2 protein-coding genes are annotated in these 24,522 nt (G+C 72.6%); both read right to left on the bottom strand.

Features of this window, described 5'->3' with window-relative positions; genetic code table 11:
• Positions 1–289 precede the first annotated feature (289 nt).
• On the bottom strand, positions 290–19,450 hold the full coding sequence (locus FHS44_RS03000) for a non-ribosomal peptide synthetase (RefSeq protein ID WP_184712304.1): 19,161 nt from the start codon (positions 19,448–19,450) through the stop codon (positions 290–292).
• A 34-nt stretch (positions 19,451–19,484) separates the two neighbouring features.
• Positions 19,485–24,263: a non-ribosomal peptide synthetase gene (locus tag FHS44_RS02995; protein WP_184712303.1), complete on the bottom strand. Its 4,779-nt coding sequence runs from the start codon at positions 24,261–24,263 to the stop codon at positions 19,485–19,487.
• Positions 24,264–24,522: the final 259 nt, after the last annotated feature.

Raw genomic sequence — 24,522 nt, 5'->3', positions numbered from 1 at the left:
GCCGCGAACGTGAGAGGTCCGGGACGACCCTCATCGCCGCCTCCCCGTGACGCCGGTGATGCGGACGCCAAGACGGGCGGGCGTCTGTCTACGGCACGGACACGAGCTCCTCATCGCTGCCTCCTCTTGGAACAGGCGGAAGACCTGGCGTCTCTTCCTGCCACGGACGCCGTAGGGCCGGGGGAACCCTTCTCCCTGTGGCACAGATGGGGTCCAGAACGGCCCTCACAGGCGTCGTACGGCACGGCCCCGGGAACTCCGTGACGACGCGGGGAGTCCACGGCGCCGCTCATCGCTGTTTCCCTTCGGCGTCGGTGATGTGGGTGGCGACGAGGGGGCCTGTTACGGACCAGCCCGCCGCTCTGCCGAGGGAGTGGTGGTCGAGGTCCACGGTGTGGTCGAGGAGGGTGCCCGCGACGTGGTGGCGCCAGGTTTCCCGGTTGGCCTCGGCCTCTCCGGGGCGGGTGCCCACCGAGGCGCCGACGAACAGCATGTCGCCGTCGAACACCTCGAACGAGGCGTTGCCCATCTGGTCGCCGTGCCGCAGGTAGGACTCCACGATCCGGTCGAGGACGGCCTCGTCGAAGGACGACAGCACGCTCTCGCTCCGCCGTACCCGGGCGTAGAGGGCACGCCGGTCGGTGAGGTCGAGAGCGGCGGGGTCGAGCCCGGCCGAGGCCGCGACGTAGGCCATCGCCTCCGCCCGCAGGTCACCGCCGCCGGACGCCCCGCCACCGGTCTCGGTGATGTAGGCGTCAAGGACGGTCAGCGAGGCCACCTCCCGCCCCTGGCGCCGCAGGGTGGTGGCGACGCGGTGGGCGATCAGACCGCCGTAGGACCAGCCGACCAGGTGGCAGGGGCCGTACGGGCTCACCTCCCCGATACGGGCCAGATAGGCCGCGACGGCCTGGTCGAAGGTCAGGTGCGGGGCATCCGGGTCCGACAGCAGGGGTTCCTGAAGGGCGTGGAGCGGGTGGTCGGACGGCAGGTGGGGCAGCAGGCCGGTGTAGGACCAGCCGAGCCCGCCCGCGGGGTGGAAGCAGAAGACCGGGGCGGCCTGGCCGGAGGCGCGGATCTCCAGCAGCGGCCTGAGCCCGCCGTCGCCACGGCGTCCGCCCGACCTGGCAGCCAGCCCGGCCGGGGTCGGCGCGTCGTAGACGTCGCGGACGGACACCTCACCGAGGGCCTGCCTGAGACGGCCGACCAGCCGTACGACCAGCAGCGAGTGTCCGCCGAGCGCGAAGAAGTCGGCGTCCCTGCCCACCTCGTCGAGCCTGAGCACGTCGCGGAAGGCCTCGGCGACCGCCGTCTCGACCGGTCCCCTGGGCGGCTCGCCCGTGTTCTGGGGGGTGACGACGGGGTCCGGCAGCGCCCGCTGGTCCAGCTTGCCGTTCACGGTCAGCGGGAGCCGGTCCAGGGTGACGAACGCGGCGGGAACCATGTGTCCGGGCAGTACGGCCGCCGCCTCCGCCCTGATCCTTTCGATGTCGAGACCTTCGGGCACGAGGTAGGCGACGAGCTGGGCGGCTCCCCCGGCGTCGTCCCTGGCCACGACGGCGGCCTGGCCGACGCCGTCGATCCCGGTGAGCACGTCCTCGACCTCTCCGGGTTCGATCCGGTATCCCCTGATCTTCACCTGCCCGTCCGAGCGGCCGAGGAAGTCGACCAGCCCGTCGGGGCGCCACCGGGCCAGGTCGCCGGTGCGGTACATGCGCCCTCCGGGCGGTCCGAAGGGGTCGGCGAGGAAGCGCTCCGCGGTCAGGCCGGGTCTGCGGTGATAACCCCTGGCGAGGCCGTCCCCGGCGAGGTACAGCTCACCGACGACGCCCCTGGGCACCGGCCGCAGCCCGGGACCGAGGATGTACGCGCGGGTGTTCATGATGGGTCTGCCGACGGTCGAGGTCGCGCTCTCGGCCAGGTCCGCGCCGAGGGCGTTGATCGTGTACTCGGTGGGGCCGTAGAGGTTGTACCCCTGCACCCCCGGCGCTTCGCGCAGCCTGTTCCACAGCCCGGCGGGTACGGCCTCGCCCCCGAGGGAGACGAAGACGAGGCCGGGTTCGTCCTGATCTGTCCCGCCCAGGCACCGGGGCCGGTCGAGCAGCCCCGCCTCGACCAGGAAGGTGCCGTAGGAGGGGGTGACGTCGAAGCCGTCGATCCGCTCCCTGTCGAGATAGCCGAGCAGCAGCGCCGGGTCACGGCGCGTCTCCTCGTCGACGACGTGCACCTCGTGCCCGGCCAGCAGCCAGAAAAGCTGCTCCCACGAGGCGTCGAAGGAGAAGGACGTGGTGTGCGCGATCCTCAGCCCGCGCCCGCCCTGCCGTACGGTGACCCGCTCGAAGATGTTCTCCAGATGGTTGAAGTACATGGTGGTCAGCCCCCGATAGGGCACCACGACCGCCTTCGGCCTGCCGGTCGACCCCGAGGTGAAGATCATGTAGGCGGGGTGGTCGAGCCCGGCGGGGGCATGCCGCTCGTGCGCGGGGATAGGCTCGGGCGAGGTGACCGCCAACTCGGCGAGGGTCTCGGGCGCGTCCAGGGACACGACGTACCAGGCTGTGGTCTGAGGCGTGCTCATGGCCGTATCCACGCCTGAGACCGGGGTCGGAGGCGTACTCGTGGCCGAGGCCGTGCCCGTGGTCGGAGGCGAGACCGAGGCCGTGGTCAAGGACGTACCCGCGGCCGCATCCACGCCCGGCGCCGGGTCCAGGGCCGGAGCCGTACCGTCCGACGACACGACTCCCGTGGCCGACACGACGTGGCCACCCGCCGACATGTCCTGTCCGGCTGGGACCGTACCGTCCGGCGACACGACGTGCCCAGCCGCCGACACGTCCGCCGCGCCCGTACCCTCCAGCGACACGACCCGGCTGGCCGTACCCGCGCCATCCGACAGCACGGTCTGCCCCGCCACCTCCGTGACCGGCACGTCTCCCGCCGGGGCCGTACCGTCCGGCCACACGACCTGCTCACCCGCAGACACATCCGCCGGGCCCATGGCCGTACCGTCCGACAGCACGACATGCCCCACCGCACCCGCGTCGACCAGGTGGCGCAGGGACTCGATGGTCAGGACGACCACCGGGGTGCTTTCCCCGAGCATGTAGGCGATGCGCTCGGGTGGGTAGTCGGGGTCGATCGGGACGTAGGCCGCGCCTGCGGCGAAGACCGCGAACAGGGCCACGACCATCAGTTCCGACCTGGGCAGCACCAGGGCGACGGCGCTCTCCGCGCCCACCCCCCTGGCGACCAGCAGCCGTGCCAGCCTGGCCGAGGCGGCTTCGAGCTGGGCGAAGGTCAGGGTGGTGTCCCCGGCGACCAGTGCCCTGTCGTCGGGGGCGAGCACCGCCCGCTCGTGCAGCAGGTCGGCGATCGACTTCTCGGGTACGGCGCGCGGCGCGGGGTTCAGGCCGGTCAGCAGGGTCTCCCGCTCCCGGTCCGACACCGCCTCAACCCGGCCCAACGGCCGCCCCGGGTCGTCGGCGAAGGCGGTCAGGACCGCGACGTAGCGCTCCAGGATCTCGGTCGCGTCCTCGTCCGTGAACACGTCGGTGCGGAACAGCATGCGCAGCCTGGCCGTACCGTCCGGTGGGCTGACGACCATGGTCAGCGGGTAGTGGGTGGCGTCACGCAGGTCCCTGCGCTCGACCCGCAGGTCACCGTCCGGCCCCCAGCGCTGCTCGGGGGTGACCCTGGGCTGGTTCTGGAAGACGAAGAGGGTGTCGAACAGGTTGCGCCGTCCAGCCAGTTCCTGAATGCGGGCCAGGCCGACGTAGGGGTGGCGCACGATCGTCATCCGGTCGGCCCTGACCCGTTCGGCGATGGCGCGCAGACTGTCGCCGGGCCTCGTACGCACCCGCATGGGAACCGTGTTGAACAGCAGGCCGACGGTGGTCTCGATGTCCGGGATCTCCGGTGGCCTGCCGTAGGTGAGCAGCCCGAAGACGGCCTCGTCGGCGCCGGTGCGCTGGTGGAGCAGGACGGCCCAGGCGATCTCGAACAGCGCGCTCGCGGTCAGGCCGAGTTCGCGGCTCACCCGGGTGAGCCTCGCGGTGAGGTCGGCGGGCAGCTCGCGTTCCAGCTCGTCCATGGAACGGGCGTCAACGCCGGTTTCCAGGGCGTTCGGGGCGATGAGGCCGGAGGTGCCGACGCCGTACAGGAACTCCCGCCAGGCGTCCTCGGCGGCGCTCATGTCCTGGGCGGCCAGCCACTCCAGGTAGGTGCGGAAGTCGCAGACCGGCCGCCGCGCCTCCTCCTCGGGGTCGGTGTAGGCGGCCAGCACGGAGAGCAGCAGCAGCGAGATCGACCAGCCGTCCATCAGGATGTGCTGCGCCCACACCACGAACCGGTGCTCGTCCTCGCCCAGACGTGCCAGGCCGAACCTGATGAGCGGCGGCTTCCCCGTGTCGAACGGCCTGGCCGCCTCACGCTCGCGGAACCGCTCGAACGCCTCCCCCGGGTCCTGCGCACCGCGCAGGTCGGCGCTCACCCAGTCGAGGGGCACTTCTGCGGGTACGGCCTGCACGGTGCGCTCGCCCAGGGTGAAGAAGCCAGCCCGCAGGTTGGGGAACTTCTCCAGCGCCGCCCCGGCCGCCTCCCTCAGCCTCCTCCCGTCGAGAGAGCCGCGCAGCAGGAGGGTGTTCTCGGTGAGATACACCTCGCCGGTGCTCTCGGCCAGCATGAGGTGGAACAGCAGGCCCTCCTGCAGCGGCGACAGCGGCAGCACGTCACGCAGCGGCCCCGTCCTGTCCTCAAGCCGACGCCGCTGGAACGGCGGGAGCACGACCATCGGCTCCCTGACCGGCGCCGTGGAGACAGGCGCGGGACTCTCCGGCGCCCACGCCTCCAGCCGCTCGGCCCACCCCCGCAGCAGCGCGCGGGCCGTCTCCGCGTCGGCCTCCCGGGTCCAGGCGACCTCAAGATCACCACTTTCCCGTACGGCGAACGCCAACACGTAGCCGTCGGGCGGCGGCCCGTCCTGCGCGGCCCCTCCAAGGGTGAGCAGAACCGTCGCCTGAGGCGTCTCATCGAGCACCTCGGCGGTCTCGGGCCTGTCGTAGCGGGCGGCGCCGTAGCCCACAGCGGTACGACGGTCGCCGGGCAACAGCCCAGCCAACCGCGCGAGACCATCGGCCAGGGCCTCCAACCGGAAGGGACCATCGGTCAGGGTTTCCTGGCCGGGCAGGGCGTTGGGGTTACCGGCCAAGCCCCTCTGGTTACGCAGCCGACCGGAACCATCGTTCGGCGTTCCCCGGCCATACAGATTGTCGAGCCTCCCGGTCAGGGTTCCCCGGTCAGGCCGATGGTTGGGGCCATCAGCCTGGACTTCCTGGTTGTGCGGACGATCGGAGCCATCGTCCAAGGTTCCCCGGTCGCGTGGACTACTGAGGTTCCCGGTCGGGATTCCCTGGTCAGACAGAGTGGCGGGGTCACCAGCCGAGACTTCCTGCTCGGGCGAACTGTCAGCATCGTCGCCCACGGCCTCCCGATCAGGACCATCGGCCATGGCCTCCTGGGTCAGCAGGTAGGGGAAGATCCTGGTCAGGTTGCCTACGGTGTCGGGGTTGTCTTCCCTGTCCGGTTCGCACACGTCGAGCAGTACCGGGCCGGTGGCCCTCCCTGCCAATGCGGCGGCCAGTGCGGCCAGGGCCAGGTTCCGGCCCTTCGTTCCCCGGGGAAGCGGGCGGCCCTGCCGTGTCTCCCGGCCATCGGTGTCCGTGGGCGCCGGGCCGTACGGCCAGAAGGGGGTTGTTTCGGTGATTCTGTCGGCCAGGTCGAGCCAGGGTTCTTCCTCGTCCTCGATCGCCGCAGTGGAGGTCAGGGTGGCCAGCGCCGTGGTGTAGGCGGCGAAGGACGAGCCCCCGGCGGGCGGCTCCCCGGACAGTTCGGCGAGCAGGCGGTCCCAGGAATGCTCGTCTACCAGCGCGGGGTGCGCCCCGACGACCAGTTCGTCGCCGACGCGCACCGCGGCGAACACCCGGCCCGAGGCCGCGTCGAGCGTTTCCGCCAAGGTACGGCGCGCGTCCCCGGGTTCGGCGTGGCCGAGCAGGCGCAGTTCCATCGCCCGCTGTCCGTCCAGCACCGCCGTACGCCACAGGCCCGTCGCGTCCCGCCACAGGCGGGTGCGCAGCGCGTCGTGCCGCAGCACGCACCCGCGCAGCGCGGCGACGAGGTCGGAGTCGTCGGTGCCGGGGGCCAGCGGCAGGTTCCTCATGGTGAGCGGCGTCCCGTCCCGGTGCCCGTCGAGCCACCAGCGCTGCGCGGGGGTGAGCAGGATCTCCGGCTGGTCCGGTCCGTCCGGTACGGCCAGGCGGGACAGGCGGGTCTCGGGGTGCGAGACGGTCTGGGCGAGTACGGCCGCCACGCCGTTCAGCAGGTCACGGGCGGTGTCCTCGTCGAACAGGGCGGTCGCGTAGGCCAGCGACAGGTCCAGCGGCGCCTGCCCTCCGGCGTCGAAGGCGTGGAAGACGAGGTCGAACTTGGTGGTGCGGGTGTCCACGAACCGGGGCTCGGCCCGCAGCCCCTCGAAGGCGAGGGCGATGTCGGGGGCGGTGCCGTACGAGACGAGGACCTGGAAGAGCGGGTTGAGGCCGCTCTCGCGCGGCGGGTTGAGATGCTCGACGACCTGCTCGAACGGCACCTGGGCGTGTTCCATGGCGGTCAGGTTGTCGGCGCGCAGCCGGTCGATGAGATCGCCGAGGCGCGGGTCGCCGGACAGGTCCACGGTGAAGACGAGCGTGTTGACGAAGAAGCCGACGATCTCGGCAAGCCGCTCCTCGATGCGGCCGTCGACGGGCGAGCCGAGCGGGATCAGCTCCCCGGCTCCCGCCCTGGCGAGCTGCGCGGCGACAGCGGCCTGGACGGTGGTGAGCACGCTGGTACGGCGTGAGCGGGCCAGCTCGCGCAGCTTTTGGGACAGGTCCGTGCCCAGGGTGTGGCTCAGGACGTGTCCCTCCCCCGTGCCTTCGGCCGTACGGGGACGGTCGAGGGGCAGGGCGAGGCGGCGCGGCGCGTCGGCAAGTCGCTCCCGCCAGAAGGCGAGGTCGGCGGCGGTCCGCGCGTCGCTCCGCCCGCGCGCGTAGTCGGCGTAGCTGACCTCGACCGGGGGCAGCGCAGGGTCCAGGCCCCTGGTCCTGGCGGCGTAGGCGGCTCCCAGGTCGCGCAGCACGATCTGGGCGGAGGTGCCGTCGAAGGCGATGTGGTGGGTGCCGATGTGCATGAGATGCTCGCCGTCGGCGGTCCTGAAGAAGGTCAGCCGCAGCGGCGGTTCGGTCTCCAGGTCGAAGGGCCTGGTCAGGGCGGTACGGAAGGCCTCCTCCCGGTCCTCGTCGCCGAGGTGGCGCAGGTCCACGAGGTCGGCGCGCAGGTGCCCGGCCAGTGCGGTCACCGGAAGGACGCGCTGCACGGGCTCGTCCCCGCGCAGCGGGTAGACGGTCCGCAGCACCTCGTGCCGGGCGGCCACGTCGAGCAGGGCGAGCCGGAAGACGCCGGGATCGACAGTCCCCCCGGTCAGCGCGATCATGACCCCGGTGTTGTAGGTGCTCGACGGCCCTTCGAGCCGGTCGAGGAACCACAACCTGCGCTGCGCGGGGGAGAGGGGGGCGTCGTTCTGTGTCTGGGGGTCGTACGGCGCGCCGGTGGTTGTGGGGGTTCCCGGGGTGGTCGCCGTGCCGGTTCCTGCGGGAGGCGCTGTGGAGGTCGTCGCGAGGGTTTCCGGGCCGGTCGCCGTGCCGGTTCCCGTAGAGGTCGTTGTGGGAATCGTCGCAGGAGTTCCCTGGCCGGTCGCCATGGAAGGTGCTGCGGAAGTCGTCGCGGGAGTCCCCGGGCCGGTTCCCACGGAGGACGTCGTGCTGGTCCCCGGGCCGGTCGCCGTGCTGTTCTCCGGGGAGGGCGCTGTGCCGGTCCCCGTGGGAGGGGCTGCGGAAGTCGTTGTGGGAGTCGGCGCGGGGGTTCCCGGGCCGGTTCCTGTGCCGGTCCCCATGGGAGGCGCTGTGTCGGTTCCGGTGGGGTTTGCCGTGCCGTTCACGGTGTCACGTAGGGCGTCGTTCACCGAGTCGGCAAGTTCGGCGACCGTGGGGCCGTCGAAGACGTGACGTACCTCAAGCGTGACGCCGAACAGTGCCGACAACCTCGTGACCAGCCGCATCGCCAGCAGTGAGTGGCCGCCGAGCTCGAAGAAGTCGTCCTCGGGCCCCACCGCGTCCGCGCCCAGCACGTCGGCGAAGGCCTCGGCGACCAGCCGCTGCCGTTCGTCCATCTCCCCGGCCGAAGGTGGCGGCGCCGTACGCTCAGGGGCGGGCAGCGCGGCCCGGTCGAGTTTGCCGTGCGGGGTGCGCGGCAGCCGGTCGAGCAGCACGTAGGCCGAGGGCCGCAGATAGTCCGGCAGGCTCCTGGCCACCAGGTCGCGCACCGGTTCGAGCGCGTCGGCCCCGGCGACGAGATAGGCCACCAGCCGGTCGTCCCGCACCATGACGGCGGCCTGGGTGACGGCGGGGTGGCCCGCGAGCAGCGCCTCGACCTCCCCCGGCTCGATCCGGAACCCCCGGATCTTCACCTGGTCGTCGGTGCGTCCCAGGTAGACCAGCACCCCGTCCGCGCGCCTGCGCACCAGGTCACCGGTGCGGTAGAGGCGCCGACCCTCGGCGAAGGGGTGGGCCACGAACCGGCTCGCGCTCAGCCCGGGACGGCCGTGGTAGCCGCGCGCCAGGCCCCGGCCCGCCACGTACAGCTCGCCGGGCACGTCGTCGGGCACCGGTCGCAGCGCCTCGTCCAGCACCAGGACCTCGGTGTTGACGACGGGCGCCCCGATCGGCAGCGGCCCCGTCCCGTCCACCGGGCGGCAGCGCCACAGGGTGGCGTCCACGGTGGTCTCGGTTGGGCCGTAGGAGTTGAACACGCGATGCCGTACGGCCCAGCGCGCCGCCAGCGAGGCCGGGCACGCCTCCCCCGCGACCACCACGACCCGTCCCTCCGGCACCGCGGCCTCGTCGATCTCGGCCAGCGCGGAGGGCGGCAGCGTGCAGTGCGTGACGCCCTTCTCGACGAGGAAGTCCCCGAGGGGGGCACCGAGCCGCCGTTCCTGCGGTACGAACACCAGCGTCGCCCCGGTCAGGAGCGCCATGGCGACCTCCCAGACCGAGGTGTCGAAGCTCAGCGTGGCGAACTGCAACACCCGGCTCCCCGGCCCCACGCCGAGCTGCCCGGTCATGGTCTCCACCAGATCCGCCAGCCCCGCGTGGGTGACCACGACCCCCTTCGGCCTCCCAGTCGACCCGGAGGTGAAGATCATGTACGCGGCCTCGTCCACCCGGGTCCCGGGGTCAGGCGGGGCGGTGCCATCCCGAGGAACCTCGTCGATCAACAACACCCCGGGCCCGAACGCGCCCGGCGCCGTCCCCCGCGTGATGTCCCCGGACAGGCCCGACACGCTGTCCCGCGTGGTCACGCCTGGCACCGGCTTCCACGTGGTACCGCTTGACGCATCCGGCGCCGACTCGCTCGCGGCATCACCCGACGTGTTCGATGCCGACTCCCCCGTGACGCCGCCAAGCGCGTCCGGCGCCGACTCCCGAACGGCGTCATCCGACGCGTTCCGCGTGGGCTCCCGCACGATGCCATCGGGCGCGTCCGATATCGGCTCCCGCACGGCATCACCCGGCATACCCGACGCCGACTCCCGCGTGATGTCCCGAGGCGCGTCCGGCACCGGCTCCCGAACAGCGCCGTCGGACACGTTCCGCATGGGCTCCCGCGTGATACCTCCGGGCGCATCCGGCCCAGGCTCCCTTGCGGCATCACCTGACGTGTCCGGCACCGGCTTCCACGTGGTGCCGTCGGACGCGTTCTGAACGGCCTTCCACGTGGTGCCGATGGGTGCGTCCGGTGCCAACTCCCGGCTACCGCCGTCGGACGCGTTCCGCGTGGTGACGCCGGGTGCAAGATCCCTGGTGGTGATCAGTACGGCGGGGGCGGCGTCGTGGAGCATCAGGGCGATGCGGTCGCGGGGGTAGGCGGGATCGACCGGTAGGTGTGCGGCGCCCACCTTCTGTACGGCCAGCATCGCGACCAGTGCGTCCGCCGACCTGGGCAGCAGCAGGGCGACCCTGTCTCCCCGGCCGACTCCCCTCGCGGCGAGCGCGCCCGCCACGGCGTCGGAGGCCCGGTCGAGGTCGGCGTAGGTCATCCGGACGTCGCCGTCCTCGACGGCGACGGCGCCGGGGTCGCGGGCGACCTGTCCGGCGAACAGCTCCGCCCAGGTCGCGGGCGCGATCCCGGTGTCGGGTGCGCTGGAAAGACGCAGTGCTCGTTCGCGGCCCGCCGTACCAAGAAGGTCGAAGCGGCCGACCCGCCGCTCCGGGTCGGCGGCCAGGTCGGTGAGCAGCCGGACCAGCGTCGGCGCCACGGACCCGACCCGCTCCCCGGGCAGCAGTCCGGGCCGGTGCCGTAGCACCAGGCGCAGGTCGCTGCCGGGCAGGGCGGTGACGCCGATCGAGTAGTGGGTGGCGTCGAAGCCGTCGACCGCCTCGACCGTCAGCCCCGAAACGGCGGCCAGGGCGTCGAGACGGCCCTGGTCGAACGGGAAGTTGTCGAAGACGGCGAAGGTGTCGCACAGCTCGCCGTACCCGGCGATCCGTTGGATGCCCGCCAGCCCGAGGTGGTGGTGGGCGGTGAGCGCGGCCTGTTCCCCCTGCAGGCGCCGCATGCTGCGCAGTGCGGTCTCGGCGGGGCGCAGCGTCAGCCGGGCGGGCACGGTGTCGACCAGCATGCCGACCATCCGCTCGGAGCCCGGCACCTCGGGGGAACGGCCGGAGGACATCCCGAGGAAGGCCACGTCGTCACGGCCAGTCCAGTGCGCCAGCAGCATTCCCCACGCCCACTGCACGACGGTGTTGAGCGTCAGGCCGTTGCGCCTGGCCATCCGGGTCAGGTCGGCGGTCAGGCCGGGCGGCAGGTCGATGTCGAGCCGTTCCGGCAGCGGGGCGCTCTCACGGTCCTGGGCGGGTACCAGCACGGTCGGCCCCGGGGAGCCGTCGAAGTGCCCACGCCACGCCTCCTCCGCCGCCGCCCGGTCCTGCCGGGACAGCCACGCCAGGTGGTCACGCGGGTCGGCGGGCGGGGGCAGGGAACCGTCGTCGCCCGCCGAGCCGTACAGGGTGAGAAGCTCCTCGACCAGCACCGACAGCGACCAGCCGTCCAGAACGACATGATGGGTGACCAGGGAGAGCCGCCACCGGTCCAGGCCGGTGCCCAGCAGTTCGAAGCGGACGAGCGAGGGCGCGCCCAGGTCGATCGGTCCCGCGCCCCAGCACGGTTCCGCCTCGGGATGGACGACCTGTACGGCCAGGCCGGACGGGGTGCGGGTGATGGAACTGCGCAGGCTGGGGTGGCGGCGCAGGAGCACGGCTGCGGCGTCGCGCATCCGCTCCGGCGACAGCGGCCCGGCCAGGTCGAGTGTCCAGCGGATGACGTAGGGGTCCTGCTCGGCGGAGGTCTCCTGCCGGAACAGGACGCCCTCCTGCGCGGCGGTCAGCGGCCAGACCTGCTCGAACGCGCCGTACCGTTCCCGCAGCGCCGCCAGGTCGGCGGGGTCGAGGGCGGGCGGCGTCCAGTCCGTGGGGCCGGTGTCGGTCCCCGTGATCGGCCGGGCCAGGGTGGCCAGCCCGGCGACGGTCGGCTGGGCGAACACGTCGGCGGGAGCGATCACCACGCCCTTGCCCCTGGCCAGCCCCGCGAGCCGGACCGCGAGCACACTGTCCCCACCCAGCTCGAAGAACCCCTCGTCAACCCCTGTTCCGGTACGGCCAAGCACCTCGGAGTAGAGCGCGCAGAGCCGTTCCTCCATGGGGGTCACGGGCGGACGGCCTGCTCCCCTGGCCTGGCCCGGGGAGGGCAATGCGGCCTTGTCCACCTTGCCGTTGGGGGTGGTAGGCAGCGTCCGCAGGGCGATGAGATGGGCGGGCACCATATGTCCGGGCAACCGAGCGGCTAGATAAACCCGCAGCTCAGCGACCTCCGGCACAGGCTCTGAGGTGGGTCCCGGTTCACCTCCCTGCGCGAATCTTGAAGCGACTCCCGGCGCGGCTTCGGACGCGAGCTTCTGTGCGGGTACTGGTGCGCGCCTGGCCTCGGCCTCTGGGGCGGTTCCCGGCGTGGCTTCGGACGCGAGTCCCTGTGAAGACGTCGATGCAGTTCCCGACCCGAGTCCCGAAGCGAGCCCCAATGCAGGTCTCGGCTTGTCCCCCTGCGTCGGCTCTGCTGTGAGTTCTGACGCGGCTTCCGGTCCGAGCTCCGACACGGGCTCTGGGGCGGGTTCCGGCTCGTCCCCCTGTGCAGGCTCTTCTGTGGATCCCGGTGTGGACGCTGACGTGGCTCCCGACCTGAGCTCTGGCACGGACTCCGAGCCGAGTCCTGACGCGGTTCCCAACGCGGGTTCTGAGACAGGCTCGACCCCCTGCCCAAGCCCTACCTCGGGCTTTGAAACGGGTCCCTGCTTGAACGCCGATGCATCTCCCGGCGTGGGCTCCGAGGCGCCCTCTGACACGGCTCCTGATGCGAGTCCCTGTGTTGGGGCCGAGGCAGGGCCCGAAGCTGGCTCCGGCTTGGGCTCTGGCGTGAACTCTGACGCGGTTTCCGATGCGATCCCGGCCTCGGTCTCTGGGACGAGTCCCTGTGAAGACGTTGGTGCGGCTCCCTGCCCGAGTTCTGGCACGGGCTTTGGAGCGAATCCCGGTTCGTCCCTCTGCTCAAGCTCTGCCGCGATTCCCGGCGTGGGCGCCGAGGTAGGTTCCGAGGCTGCCCTCGGCCTGGGCTCTGGGGTGAGCCCGGCCTCGGCCTCCGTTGAAGGTCCCGGTGCGGGTTCCGGGGGGAGTGCTGCGGTGGGGACGTAGTAGCCGGTCAGGGTTCGGTGGCCTGTTTCGTCTTCGTGGACGGTGACCACGGCCTGGCTGATGCCGGGGTGGTCGGTCAGGGCGGCGGCGATCTCGCCGAGTTCGATGCGGAAGCCGCGTAGTTTGACCTGTTCGTCCTGGCGGCCGAGGAACTCCAGGTCGCCGGTGTGCCGCCAGCGGGCACGGTCGCCGGTGCGGTAGAGCACGGCGGCGGAGCCGTACGGGTCGGCGACGAAACGGGTCGCGGTCAGCGCGGGCATCCCCCGGTATCCCCTGGCCAGGCCCGCTCCGCCGAGGTAGAGGTCCCCGGGAACGCCGGGTGGGACGACGCGCAGCCGTTCGTCCAGGACGCGGGCGACGGTCCCGGCGATCGGCGTGCCGATGGGCGGGTCACCGGGCAGGTCGGTGGGCGGCAGGTCCGCGCGGGTGGACCAGACCGTGGTCTCGGTCGGGCCGTACAGGTTGACGACCTCGGCCCCCTTGGCCCGCAGTGCTCCGGCCAGCGCCCGTTCCAGCCGTTCGCCGCCCGTCAGCGCCCGCACCCCGCCCAGCGCGCCGTCGTGGTCGGCGTCCGCGAGCAGCCGCCACAGGGTGGGGGTGGCCTGCACGACGTTGGCGCCGGTACGGCGCAGCACGGCCAGCAGTCCCGAGGGGTCGCGGACCTGACCGTCCCCGGCGACGACGACCCGCCCGCCCGCGATCAGCGGCGCGAACAGTTCGAGCACCGAGATGTCGAACCCCACGGTGGTGAGGGCGAGCAGCGTGTCGTCACGGCCGATGCCCCGTTCGCCGGTCATCGCCCGCAGGAAGTTGACCACGGCCCCCATCGGTACGACCACGCCCTTCGGCCGTCCCGTCGAGCCCGAGGTGTAGATGACGTAGGCGGCCCTTCCCGGCAGGTACGGCGCCGCGGGTGCGGGCCGTACGGACTGGGCGGCCTGGATGTCCGCGATGTCCAGGCGGGGCACGTCCGCGCCTTCGGAGAGGCGACCGGAGAGGCCGTTGGAGGAGCGGCCGGTGGAGCCGTTGGAGGAGCGGCCGGGGAGGCGGGCGCTCACCCGTGCGTCGGTGAGCACGAGCGCGGGCGCCGTGTCACGCAGCATGTACGCCAGCCGTTCCGCCGGATAGTCCAGGTCAAGCGGCAGGTAGGCGGCCCCGGCCCGCCACACGGCCAGCAGCGCCACCACGAGGTTCGCGGTCCTGGGCAGCGCGACCGCGACCACGGGTTCAGGGCCGTGAAGTTCGGCCCGCAACGCACCCGCGAGCGCCTCGACCCGGCTCTCCAGCTCGCCGTAGGTGAGACGCTCCCCCTCACACTCGACGGCGACCGCCCCGGGATCCTCAAGGGCACGCCGACGCACCAGCCCATCGACGGCGACCGGCTCCAAGGCTTGATCCGAGCCCGGTTCCAAGACCGGTTCCACGGCCCGCGTCGAACCCGGCCTCACGGCCCTCTCCACGGTGGAAGGTGGTCCCTGCCAGGTTCTGTGGAGGAGTTCCCGTTCCTGGTCGGTTACCAGGTCCACATCAGCGAGCGGGGTGTGCGGGTCGCGGGTGACGGTCTCCAGGAGGGTTAGCAGTCGCGTTGCCAGGCCTTCGGCGGTTTCCCGGTCGAACAGGGCGGTGGCGTATTCGATCTCTCCGCGCAGCGGGGTGCCGGGGCCGCGTTCGCTGATCCGGAAGGTCAGGTCGAACTTGGCGGTTCCGGTGTCGATCAGCCGGGTCCCGGTGACGCGCAGCGCCCCGTCCCCGGTGTGGTCCGGCAGCACGTGGTAGCTGACCAGGACCTGGAAGACCGGGTGCCTGGACAGGGAACGGGCCGGGTTGAGGGCCTCGACGACCCGTTCGAACGGCACGTCCTGGTGGGCGTAGGCGTCCAGGTCGACCGCCCGCGCCCGGTCGAGCAGCTCGGCGAAGGTCGGTCCACCGGACACGTCCACCCGCAGCGCCAGCAGGTTGACGAAGAACCCGGCGAGCCCGTCCAGCGCCGGGTCTCCCCGACCGGCGACCGGGGTGCCGACGCAGACGTCCTCCCCGGCGCCCATCCTGTGCAGCAGCGCGACCACGGCGGCGTGCACCACCATGAACGGCGTCGTCGAACTCCCGGCCGCCAGCCGTTCCATCCGCTCGCGCAGTGCCGTCGGCAGGTCGAAGCCGTGTACGGCACCGCCGTACCCCGCGCGGACGGGTCGTGGCCGGTCGGCGGGGAGGTCGAGTTCGGCGGGTACCCCGGTCAGGCGGTTGACCCAGTGCTCCGTCTCGGCCAGCGCACTCGCGCCCGGCCCCGCGGGGCCGTCGGGGGCGTGCTGCCACAGGGCGTGGTCGGCGTACTGCACCGGCAGCGGCGACCAGCCGGGGGCGCCTCCCGCGAGCCTGGCCGCGTAGGCGCTGGACAGGTCGTCGAGCAGCACGACGGTTGACCACTCGTCGGCCGCGATGTGGTGCGCCACCAGCAGGAGCACGTGTCTGTCAGGGCCGAGCACGCACAGCCTGGCCCGCAGCGGCGGCTCGGTCGCCAGGTCGAAGGGGTGGCGGGCGGCTGCGGCGAGCGCGGCGTCGAGGCCGTCCTCCGTCACGTCCACCACCTCAAGCGGCGGGTGGGCCTCCGGGCCGGTGAGGACGCGCTGCCAGGGCAGGCCGTTCTCCTCGGGGAAGACCGTGCGCAGGCTCTCGTGCCGCCCGGCCAGGTCGGCGAGCGCCGCCCGCAGCGCCGCGACGTCCACCGGCCCGTCGATCTCGGTGGCCAGCGGAATGTTGTAGGTGGGCCTGGGGCCGTCGGTCCGGTAGAGCACCCACAGCCGCCGCTGCGCCGGTGACAGCGGGATCCTGGCCGGGCGGGCCTGGCGGCGCAGCGGCGCGCGCCCGGCCTCGGCCGTCTCCAGGTGGGCGGCCAGGGCCGCGACCGTGGGGTGGTCGAACACCGCGCGCATGGTGATTCCGGACGACAGCTCGGCGCGCACCCGTCCCGTCACCCGGGCCGCGCTCAGCGAGTCACCCCCGAGGCGGAAGAAGTCGTCGTCGAGGCCGACCGACGACAGGCCGAGCACCTCGGCGAAAATCTTGCGAAGCGCCTCCTGCTCGGCGGTCGCCGGGCCGCCGCTCCCCGGAGCGGAGACGGGGACGCCGGGATCGGGCAGGGCGGCCCTGTCGAGCTTGCCGTTGGCGTTCAGCGGCAGGTCGGGCAGCCACACCACCTGGCTGGGCACCATGTATCCGGGCAGCGTCCGCCGCAGCGCGGCGAGCACCGCGTCGCCGTCCCGCTCCGTCCCCTTCTCCGGTACGGCGTAGGCCACCAGGCGCCGGGACGGACCACGCACGTCGGCGGCGGCCCGCGCCACCCCCGGCACGGCACGCAGGGCGTGCTCGACCTCGCCCAGCTCGATACGGAAGCCACGCACCTTGACCTGCGTGTCGGCCCGTCCCAGATAGTCGAGCCGCCCGTCGTCGCGCCAACTGACCAGGTCGCCGGTGCGGTACATGCGGCTGCCCGGCTCCCCGTTGGGGTCGGCGACGAAGCGCTCGGCGGTCAGGCCGGGCCGGTTGAGGTAACCGCGCGCCGGGACACCGCCGCCGATGTACAGCTCGGCCGTCTCACCGGGCGGTGCGGGCCGCAGCGCGCCGTCCAGGGCGTAGGCGCGGGCGCCGGGAACCGGCCGCCCAATGCTGGGCTTTCCCTCTCCTGGTACGGCGGTGCCCGCGGTGGCGATCACCGTGGTCTCTGTCGGGCCGTACATGTTGAAGACCGTGCAGCCGGGCATCCGCTCGGCGGCCGTCGCCACCAGGTCGGCGGGCAGCGCCTCCCCCGCCGCGATCAGGCAGTCGGCCCGCACCCGGAAGGCGGGATCGGCCAGTACGGTGGCCAGCACCGAGGGCACCCCACTGACCAGGGTTCCCTCGGGCCCGGCGCCTGTCAGGGCGAGCGCGTCGTCGAGGATCTCGACGCAGCCGCCGTTGAGCAGCGGCGCGAACAGTTCGAGCACCGAGACGTCGAAGCTGAGCGAGGTGGTCGCCAGCACGTGCCGCAGGTGGTCCTCGCCGAGGATCTCACGCGCCCACGCCGCCAGCCCGACCACCGCCCCCTGCGTCACCACGACGCCCTTGGGGGTTCCGGTGGACCCGGAGGTGTAGATCACATAGGCCGCGTTCCCCGGCCCGGGCCTCGCGGAGGTCGGCCTCCTGGGGGCCGGAACGGCACCCGGCCTCACGGAAGGCGACGTCCTGGGAGCCGGGACAGCCCCCGGCCCCGGCCTCGCGAAGGACGGTGTCCCGGCACCCGGCTCCTTGGAGTCCGGCCCCACCTCCGTGACGGGCGGCGTTTCGGGGTCCAGGGCGGGTCCTGAAAGGGCTGGTCCCCGCTTTCTCTCCGCCTCCGGCCCCTTCGCATCCAGCTCGGATCTCGCGGTGGACGGCGTTCCGGCGGCCAAGACGGGTCCCGGCTCCTGTCCTGCTTCCGGCATCTCGGAGTCCGAGACGGACCCCGGCCCCGGCCCCGGCTCCGAACTCGCGGTGGACAGGGTTCCGGGGTCCAGGACGGGTCCTGGATTCGTGGAGCTCAGGGCTGGTCCCCGCTCCGCCTCCGGCCCCTTCGGATCCGGCCCAGATCTCACGGTGGACAGCGTTCCGGCGGCCAAGACGGATCCCGGCTCCGTGCCCGAAGCCTGTCCTGCTTCCAGCAACTTGGAGTCCGAGACAGACCCCGGCCCCGGCTCCGGACTCGCGGTGGACAGGGTTCCGGGGTTCAAGGCTGGTCCCCGCTCCGCCTCCGGCCCCTTCGGATCCGGCCCAGATCTCGTGGTGGACAGCGTTTCGGCGTCCAGGACGAGTTCCGGGAGGGCCAGGTCTCGGCCTCGGGGGCCTGGGCCGGGGCCGCGTAGCAGGAGGACCGGGGTGGCGTCGCGGATCACGAAGGCCGCACGCTCCGGGGGATAGCGCACGTCGAGCGGCAGGTACGCGGCCCCGGCCTTCAGCACCGCGAGGATCGCGACCACCAGCTCCACCGTACGGGGAAGGGAGACCGCGACCAGCGTCTCGGCCCGCACTCCCCGCTTGCGCAGCAGCGCCGCGAGCGCGTCGGAGCGGCGGTCCAGCTCGTCGTAGGTCAGCGCGTTCCCCTCGTGCCGCACCGCGACCGCCCCCGGGTCGCGCCGTACGGCCACGGAGAAGGCCTCAGCCACAGAAAGAGCCGCGGAGAGGTCAGCGGCGGGTACGGCGTGGCCACCCCACTCGCGCAGCACCGTGTCCCGCTGCGCGGCGGTCACCGTGTCGAGGCGGCCGACGGGCTGCTCCGGGGGCGCGGCGGCGAACCGGTCGAGGAAGTCGAGGAAGCGTTCCCGGTGCGCGGCCAGCTCCGCACGGGAGTACATGGTCGGGTTGCCGTCGAACTCGAAGTACAGCTCGTCGCTGCCGTGCCGGGGATAGACCGAGACGGTCAGTTCCTCGACCGGACCGGCCGCGAGATAGCGCGAACTCCCCTGGGCCTCGCCGAAGCGCAGCGGGATGTCGAACGGCTTGACGTTCACCCAGACGCGGGAGGGCGGCCGGTCCTCACCCGTCCCGCGCAGGTCCCTGCGCATGTCCTCGAAGCGGTAGTCACGGTGCCCGCGCACCTCGTCGAGCCGTGCCCTGATCCGGCGCAGCAGTTCCTGGCGGTTCGTCCCCGGTCCTGCCTCGACGTCGATCGGCACGACGTTCACCCAGGTGCCGGGGACGCGCGAGAACACCGAGCCCGGTTTGCCCATCAGGGGCACGCCGAGCACGACCGTCCCCTCGCCCGTCACCCGGTGCAGATAGGCGGCCAGGGCGGCCATCACGACCTCGACCCAGCTCGCCCGGTGCGCCGTCGCGACCTCGGTCAGCCGGGCCGTACGGGCACCGTCCAGTGTGCCCAGTTCGCGGAGGAAGGTCCGTGCGGGACCGCCGTTCCTCCTGGCCAGACCCGCCGGGGCGGGCATGGAGCCGTACCGCCCGAGCCAGTAGCGCCGGTCGGCGTCGTAGCGTTCCGAGGACCGGTAGGCGGCCTCCTCATCGAGGGCGTCGCGCAACGGCCTGAACGGCGACGGCGTGGGCTCGCGCCCCTCGACCAGCGCGGCGTAGAGGTCGGCCGTCCGGTTCTGCACCAGCGCGTAGCCGTACCCGTCGAGCAGGATGTGGTGCGCCCGCTGGTACCAGTAGTGCGTCTCCTCCCCCACCTTGAAGATCACCTGCGCGACCAGGTTCCCGCCCGTGAGATCGACCGGTTCTGCCAGGTCACCGCGCATCCACTCCAGTGCCGCGCCGCGCGGATCGTCCCGGCCGCGCAGGTCCACCACCCTCACCCGGTACGGCGTGGCGTCCAGGACGCGTTGGTGGACCAGTTCGCCCTCGGTCTCGAACCGCACCCGCAGGACGTCGGTCTCGTTCATCGTCCTTTCGATCGCCTCCGCCAGACGACCGGGGTCGAGTCTCCCGGTGATCTCCACGTACTCGGCGGTGTTGAAGATGGAGTTGCCCGGGTCGAGGCGTTGGGCGAACCAGAGGCCGTTCTGTCCACCGGACAGGGGCATACGGCTGGTGTCCGTGATCGTCACCGTTCGTGTCTCCATGCGTCGGTTCGGAGCACGCTCAGGCGTGCGTGTGGTCCCCCAGGCGGGCCAGTAGCTCGGCCGCGCCGTCACGGTTCAGGACGGCGTCGTCGCAGGCCAGCCAGAGTCGGCCGGTGTTCTCCGCGTACGAGATGACCAGGGGGTGGTGCTGCTCGGTCGGATCGGCGGGGCCGTACTCCTCGGCGGGGTCGCCGGGGCGGTGGCGCAGGAGGATCTGCCGGGAGGGGTGGGCGCGCAGCGCGGCGGCGCCCCGGGGGTCGAGCAGGCTCAGCGCCTCGTACGACGACGGGTCGCCGCCGTGGGAGGCGCCGTCGGCGCGGATCGGGAAGGTCCTGGTGAGCGCGCCGACCCCGGCGAGCGAGGGGATCTCCAGGTCGGCGAGCGGCGGCGGGGAACCGGGTACATGTGCCACGGCCGCCAGCAGTGACGGCCACGACGGCGGACCCGCGACGGGCAGGCTCAGCCTGAGCCGGTCGCCGGGGCCGGGTTTCCAGGGACCGAACACCTTGGCGGTTCCCCCGGCGAGCAGGTCGAGCCAGCGCCCGAGCGCGTCCTCACCCGCCTCCGGTGGGTGTTCCACCGTGCCGTTCTGTACGGTTCCGGCAAGTTCGGCGAGTACCCGGTGCAGGGAGTGGTCGTCGAGGGCGGCGCCGTGCGCGGCGGCCACCAGCCGGGTCCCCTCTTCGTCGGTTACGGCCACAACGTGGAAGGGACGGCCCGCCTCCAGGTCCACCTCCGCCCTGGCCCGGCGCAGGTGGCCGGACAGGTCGTCGGCGGGGTTCCCGTGGGTGAGCGGGATCGTGGCCTGGCCCGGCGCGGTGATCCCGGCCTTCCACGGCCTGCGGACCGGGGTGGTGACCCTCAGCCGCAGGGCGTCGTGCCGACGGGCCACGGCCTCGACCGCCTCGCTCAGTGCCCCGGGCTCGAACCTCGTCCCCAGGGTGTGGACGGCAGTGAACAGGTAGGTGGCGGGGGGCAGCCCGGAACGCCGCAGCCGATGCGCCGCCAACGGCAACGCCACCGCCCGCACCTGCGCCGGAGCCCCTGAAGCGGGCACTCCTGGGGAAGGCACTCCCGGAACGTATGCCTCAGAAACAGACGCTTCTGCGGTAGGTGCTCCCAGAGAAGACACCGCTGAAGTAGGCGCCCCTGAAGCAGGTGCCTCCGAAACAGAGGCTTCTGCGGTAGGTACTCCCGAAGCGGATGTTCCTGAAACGAGCGTTCCTGGAGGGAACACTCCCGAAGTGGGCGCTCCTGAAACGGGTGCTCCTGGGGAAGACGCTCCCAAAACAGGCGCTTCCGAAGCGAGCGCCCCCGGAACGGGCTCTCCTGAAACGAGCGCTCCCGAAGCAGGCACCCCGGAAAAGGATGTCCCTGAAGGCGCCTGCGGAAGAGCCGGTGAAGAACCCTGCGGAGAAGCCAGCGGGAACACCTGCGCGGACGCCGTCTCCCGCCCTCCGGCAGACGCGGCCGGTTCCCCGGAGAGAGCTCCCGCCCCGCTCATGACCGCGCCCTCGGAAACAGTCCCGGAATCGATTTCGGGTACGGCAGCCGCCAGGGCGGCGGGAGTCCGGTGTTCGAAGACGTCGACGACCGTGAGGTCCAGGCCCTCCCTGCGGCCCCGGCCCGCCAGGCGCATCGCCAGGATGCTGTCCCCGCCCAGTTCGAAGAAGTCGTCGTCGGCCCCCGCCTCGCCGGACAGCCCGAGGACCTCCCCGAACAGCGCGCACAGCCGTTCCTCACCCCGCCCGGACGGCTCACGCCGTACCCGCGTCGAAGTGGTGTCCGGGACGGGCAGCGCCCCGAGATCCACCTTGCCGCTCGCCGTGAGCGGCAGCGCGTCGAGCGGCACGTACGCCGAGGGCACCATGGCCGGGGGCAGCAGCCGGGCGAGGTATTCACGCAGCTCAGCGACATCGATCTCACCCCCGGAAGCCCCGCCTCCGAAGGCACCACTCCCGGAGACCCAGCCTGCCGAGGCCCCGCCCCCAGGGGCACCGCCCTCGAAAGCCTCACCCACGGAGACCCTGCCCCCGAAAACACCGTCCCCAAAAGCCCCGCTTCCCGAGGCCCCATTCTCAGAATCCCCATCCCCAAAGGCCCCGGCCTCAGAGACGCCGCCCACGGAGGTCCCGCCCACGACATAGGCCGCCAAGTAAGCGCCCCCGCCCGGGTGGAGCAGGGTCCGTACCGCGCACCCGCGCACCCCCGGATGCGTCAGCAGCGCGGCCTCGATCTCGCCCGGTTCGACGCGTACCCCACGGATCTTGACCTGCTGGTCGGTCCTGCCGAGGAACTCCAGCACGCCGTCGGCACGCCTGCGGACCAGGTCGCCGGTGCGGTAGAGCCGTTCCCCGGGGGCGAAGGGGCTGGCGACGAAGCGCTCGGCGGTCAGGCCGGGGCGTCCGTGGTAGCCACGGGCGAGCTGCACCCCGCCCACGTACAGCTCCCCGGCGACGCCGACCGGCGCGAGCCGCAGCCAGGAGTCGAGGACGTACGCCACGGTGTTCCACACCGGACGGCCGATCGGCACAACGGCCGCCTCCGCGAGAACAGCGGGATCGCACGGCATGGAGGTGACGTCGATGGCCGCCTCCGTCGGGCCGTACAGGTTCTCGACCGCGACCGCCCCGAGCCTGGCCTGCGTCAGGGCGACCAGCGCGGAGGGCAGCGCCTCGCCGCTGCAGATGATCCTGCGCAGGTGGTGTACGGCGGGCACCGCGGGGTCCTCGACGAACTCCCGCAGCATGGCGGGCACGAAGTGGGCGACCGTGACACGGCGTCCGGCGATGACGGAGGCCAGGTAGGCGGGGTCGCGGTGGCCGCCGGGACGGGCCATGACCAGTTCGGCGCCCCGCGTCAGCGGCCAGAAGAACTCCCAGCCGGAGACGTCGAAGCTGACCGGAGTCTTCTGCAGCACCCGGTCGTCCTCGGTCAGCGGGTACCGGTGCTGCGTCCAGCGCAGCCGGTTGGCCAGCGCCCGGTGGGTGACCGCCACGCCCTTGGGCCGTCCGGTCGAGCCCGAGGTGTGCAGCACGTAGGCCGTCCGGTCCCGGTGGTGGCCGCCCCCGTGCCGCCGAGGCGTCTCCCCCTCCTCGGGACGGTCGATCCGCAGCACCGGGCGGCCGGTGTCGTGGGTCCAGGTGGCGTCGGCCAGGACGCACACCGGGTCGGTGTCGTCGAGCACCGCGCGCAGCCGGTCCCGCGGATGGTCGGTGTCGAGCGGCACGTAGGCGGCCCCGGTCTTCAGTACGGCCAGCAGCGCCGCGACCAGTCCGGTCGAGCGTTCGCAGGCGACGCCCACCAGCCGCTCGGGGGCCGCGCCGTACCGCGACAGCTCCCCCGCCAGGTGGTCGGCCCAGCGGTCGAGTTCGGCGTAGGTGAGCGACTCCCCCTCGTCGGAGACGGCGACCCTGCCGGGGTGTCTGCTGACCTGCTCCCGGAACATCTCGACGACGTCGAGGCCGGGCACCGGTGTGGCGGTCGCGTTCCACCCGGGCTCCTGCTCGCCGGGCAGGGTGACGGGCAGGTCTGCGGTCCTGACGCCGGGGTTGCCCGCCATCATGGCGAGCAGCCCGGCCAGCCGCAGGTGCAGCCGCCCGGCCACCTCGGGGGCGACCAGGCCGGGCTGGTGGTCCACGTTGAGCTTCAGTCTCCTGCCGGGCACGGCGACCAGCGCGAGCGGGTAGCCGGTGGCGTCGCTCCCCCGGACCGCGCGCAGCCGCAGCCCGCCGAAGTCGCCGCCGAGCAGGCCGGGATCGACGGGATGGCTCTCGACGACCACGAGCGTGTCGAACAGCTCACGCGTCCCGACGGCACGCTGTACGGCGGCCAGCCCCACGTGCTGCGCGCCGAGCGTCTCGGCGTGGGCGTCGCGGATCCGGCGCAGCAGCTCGGGCAGGGCTTCGGCGGGGTCGAGTGTCACCCGGGCGGGCACCGTGTTGACGAACAGCCCGACCATCGACTCGATGCCGGGCACGTCGGCGTCCCTGCCGGAGACCGTCAGCCCGAAGGTGACGTCGTGCCTGTCGGTCAGCCCGCGCAGCAGCAGCGCCCAGGCGGCCTGGAGCACCGTGCTCAGCGTGACGCCCGTCTTCCTGCACAGCGCGGCCAGCGCGGCACTCGTCCCTGCGGGAAGCTCCGCGACGGCCCGCACGGGCCTTCCCACCTGCGAATCCGCGTGGGTGGCCACGAGCGTCGGCTCGTCCAGCCCGGCGAGCCTGCGCCGCCAGACGTCGAGCGTCCGCCCGTCGCGCTCCCGCTCACGCAGCCAGGCCAGGAAGTTCCGGTACGGCGGCGCCCCCGGCAGCGCGGACGCGTCCCCCTCGGCGGCGTAGAGCCGCAGCAGGTCGCCGACGAGCAGCGAGTTCGACCAGCCGTCCAGTAGGACGTGGTGGTAGGTGAGCAGCAGCCGGTGCCGCGCGTGGCCCGTCGTCAGCAGCGTCAGGCGCATCGCGGGCGCGGCGGTCAGGTCGAACGGCTCGGCCAGGTCGGCCGCGGCGATCCGTTCGAACGCCGCCCTGTCCCCACCGGTCAGGTCGTGGACGCGCAGCGGCAGCCGTACGGCATCGGGCACGACCTGGACCGCCTGACCGGAGGCACGGGTCAGGAAGGCCGCGCGCAGGTTGGGGTGACGGGCCAGCAGGGCGTCACCCGCCGCACACAACCTGGCCACGTCGAGCGCCCCCTCAAGATCGAGCGTGACCTGCACGAGGTAGGGATCATGACCCGACTGGGCGTGGAAGAGAATCCCCTCCTGAAGAGGAGTGAGCGGCAACACATCCCGCAGAGCGCTCACGCCCGCCTCCATTCCCGCTGGTCAAGGTCGTCGAGGAAGCCCAACCGGGCATGAGAGAAGAGCCCCTTCCGGAGAGCGCTCACGCCCGCCTCCAGTCCCACTGAAACGACCCCGGCCGGGCGGGGAGGATTAACGCGCTCATCCCGCCGGAACGACTCCGGCTCGTCCCGGTCAAGACCGTCGAGAGGGAAGAGGATGCCCCCTGGAGCGAAGTGAGCGACAGCACGTCCCGCAAAGCCCTCAAGCCCGTCTCCCATCC

This window comes from Streptosporangium saharense (genome assembly GCF_014203715.1).
GTDB classification, from domain to species: domain Bacteria; phylum Actinomycetota; class Actinomycetes; order Streptosporangiales; family Streptosporangiaceae; genus Streptosporangium; species Streptosporangium saharense.
Note: the sequence above shows the minus strand (reverse complement) of the source record. Positions and strands in the feature narration are given on the sequence as shown.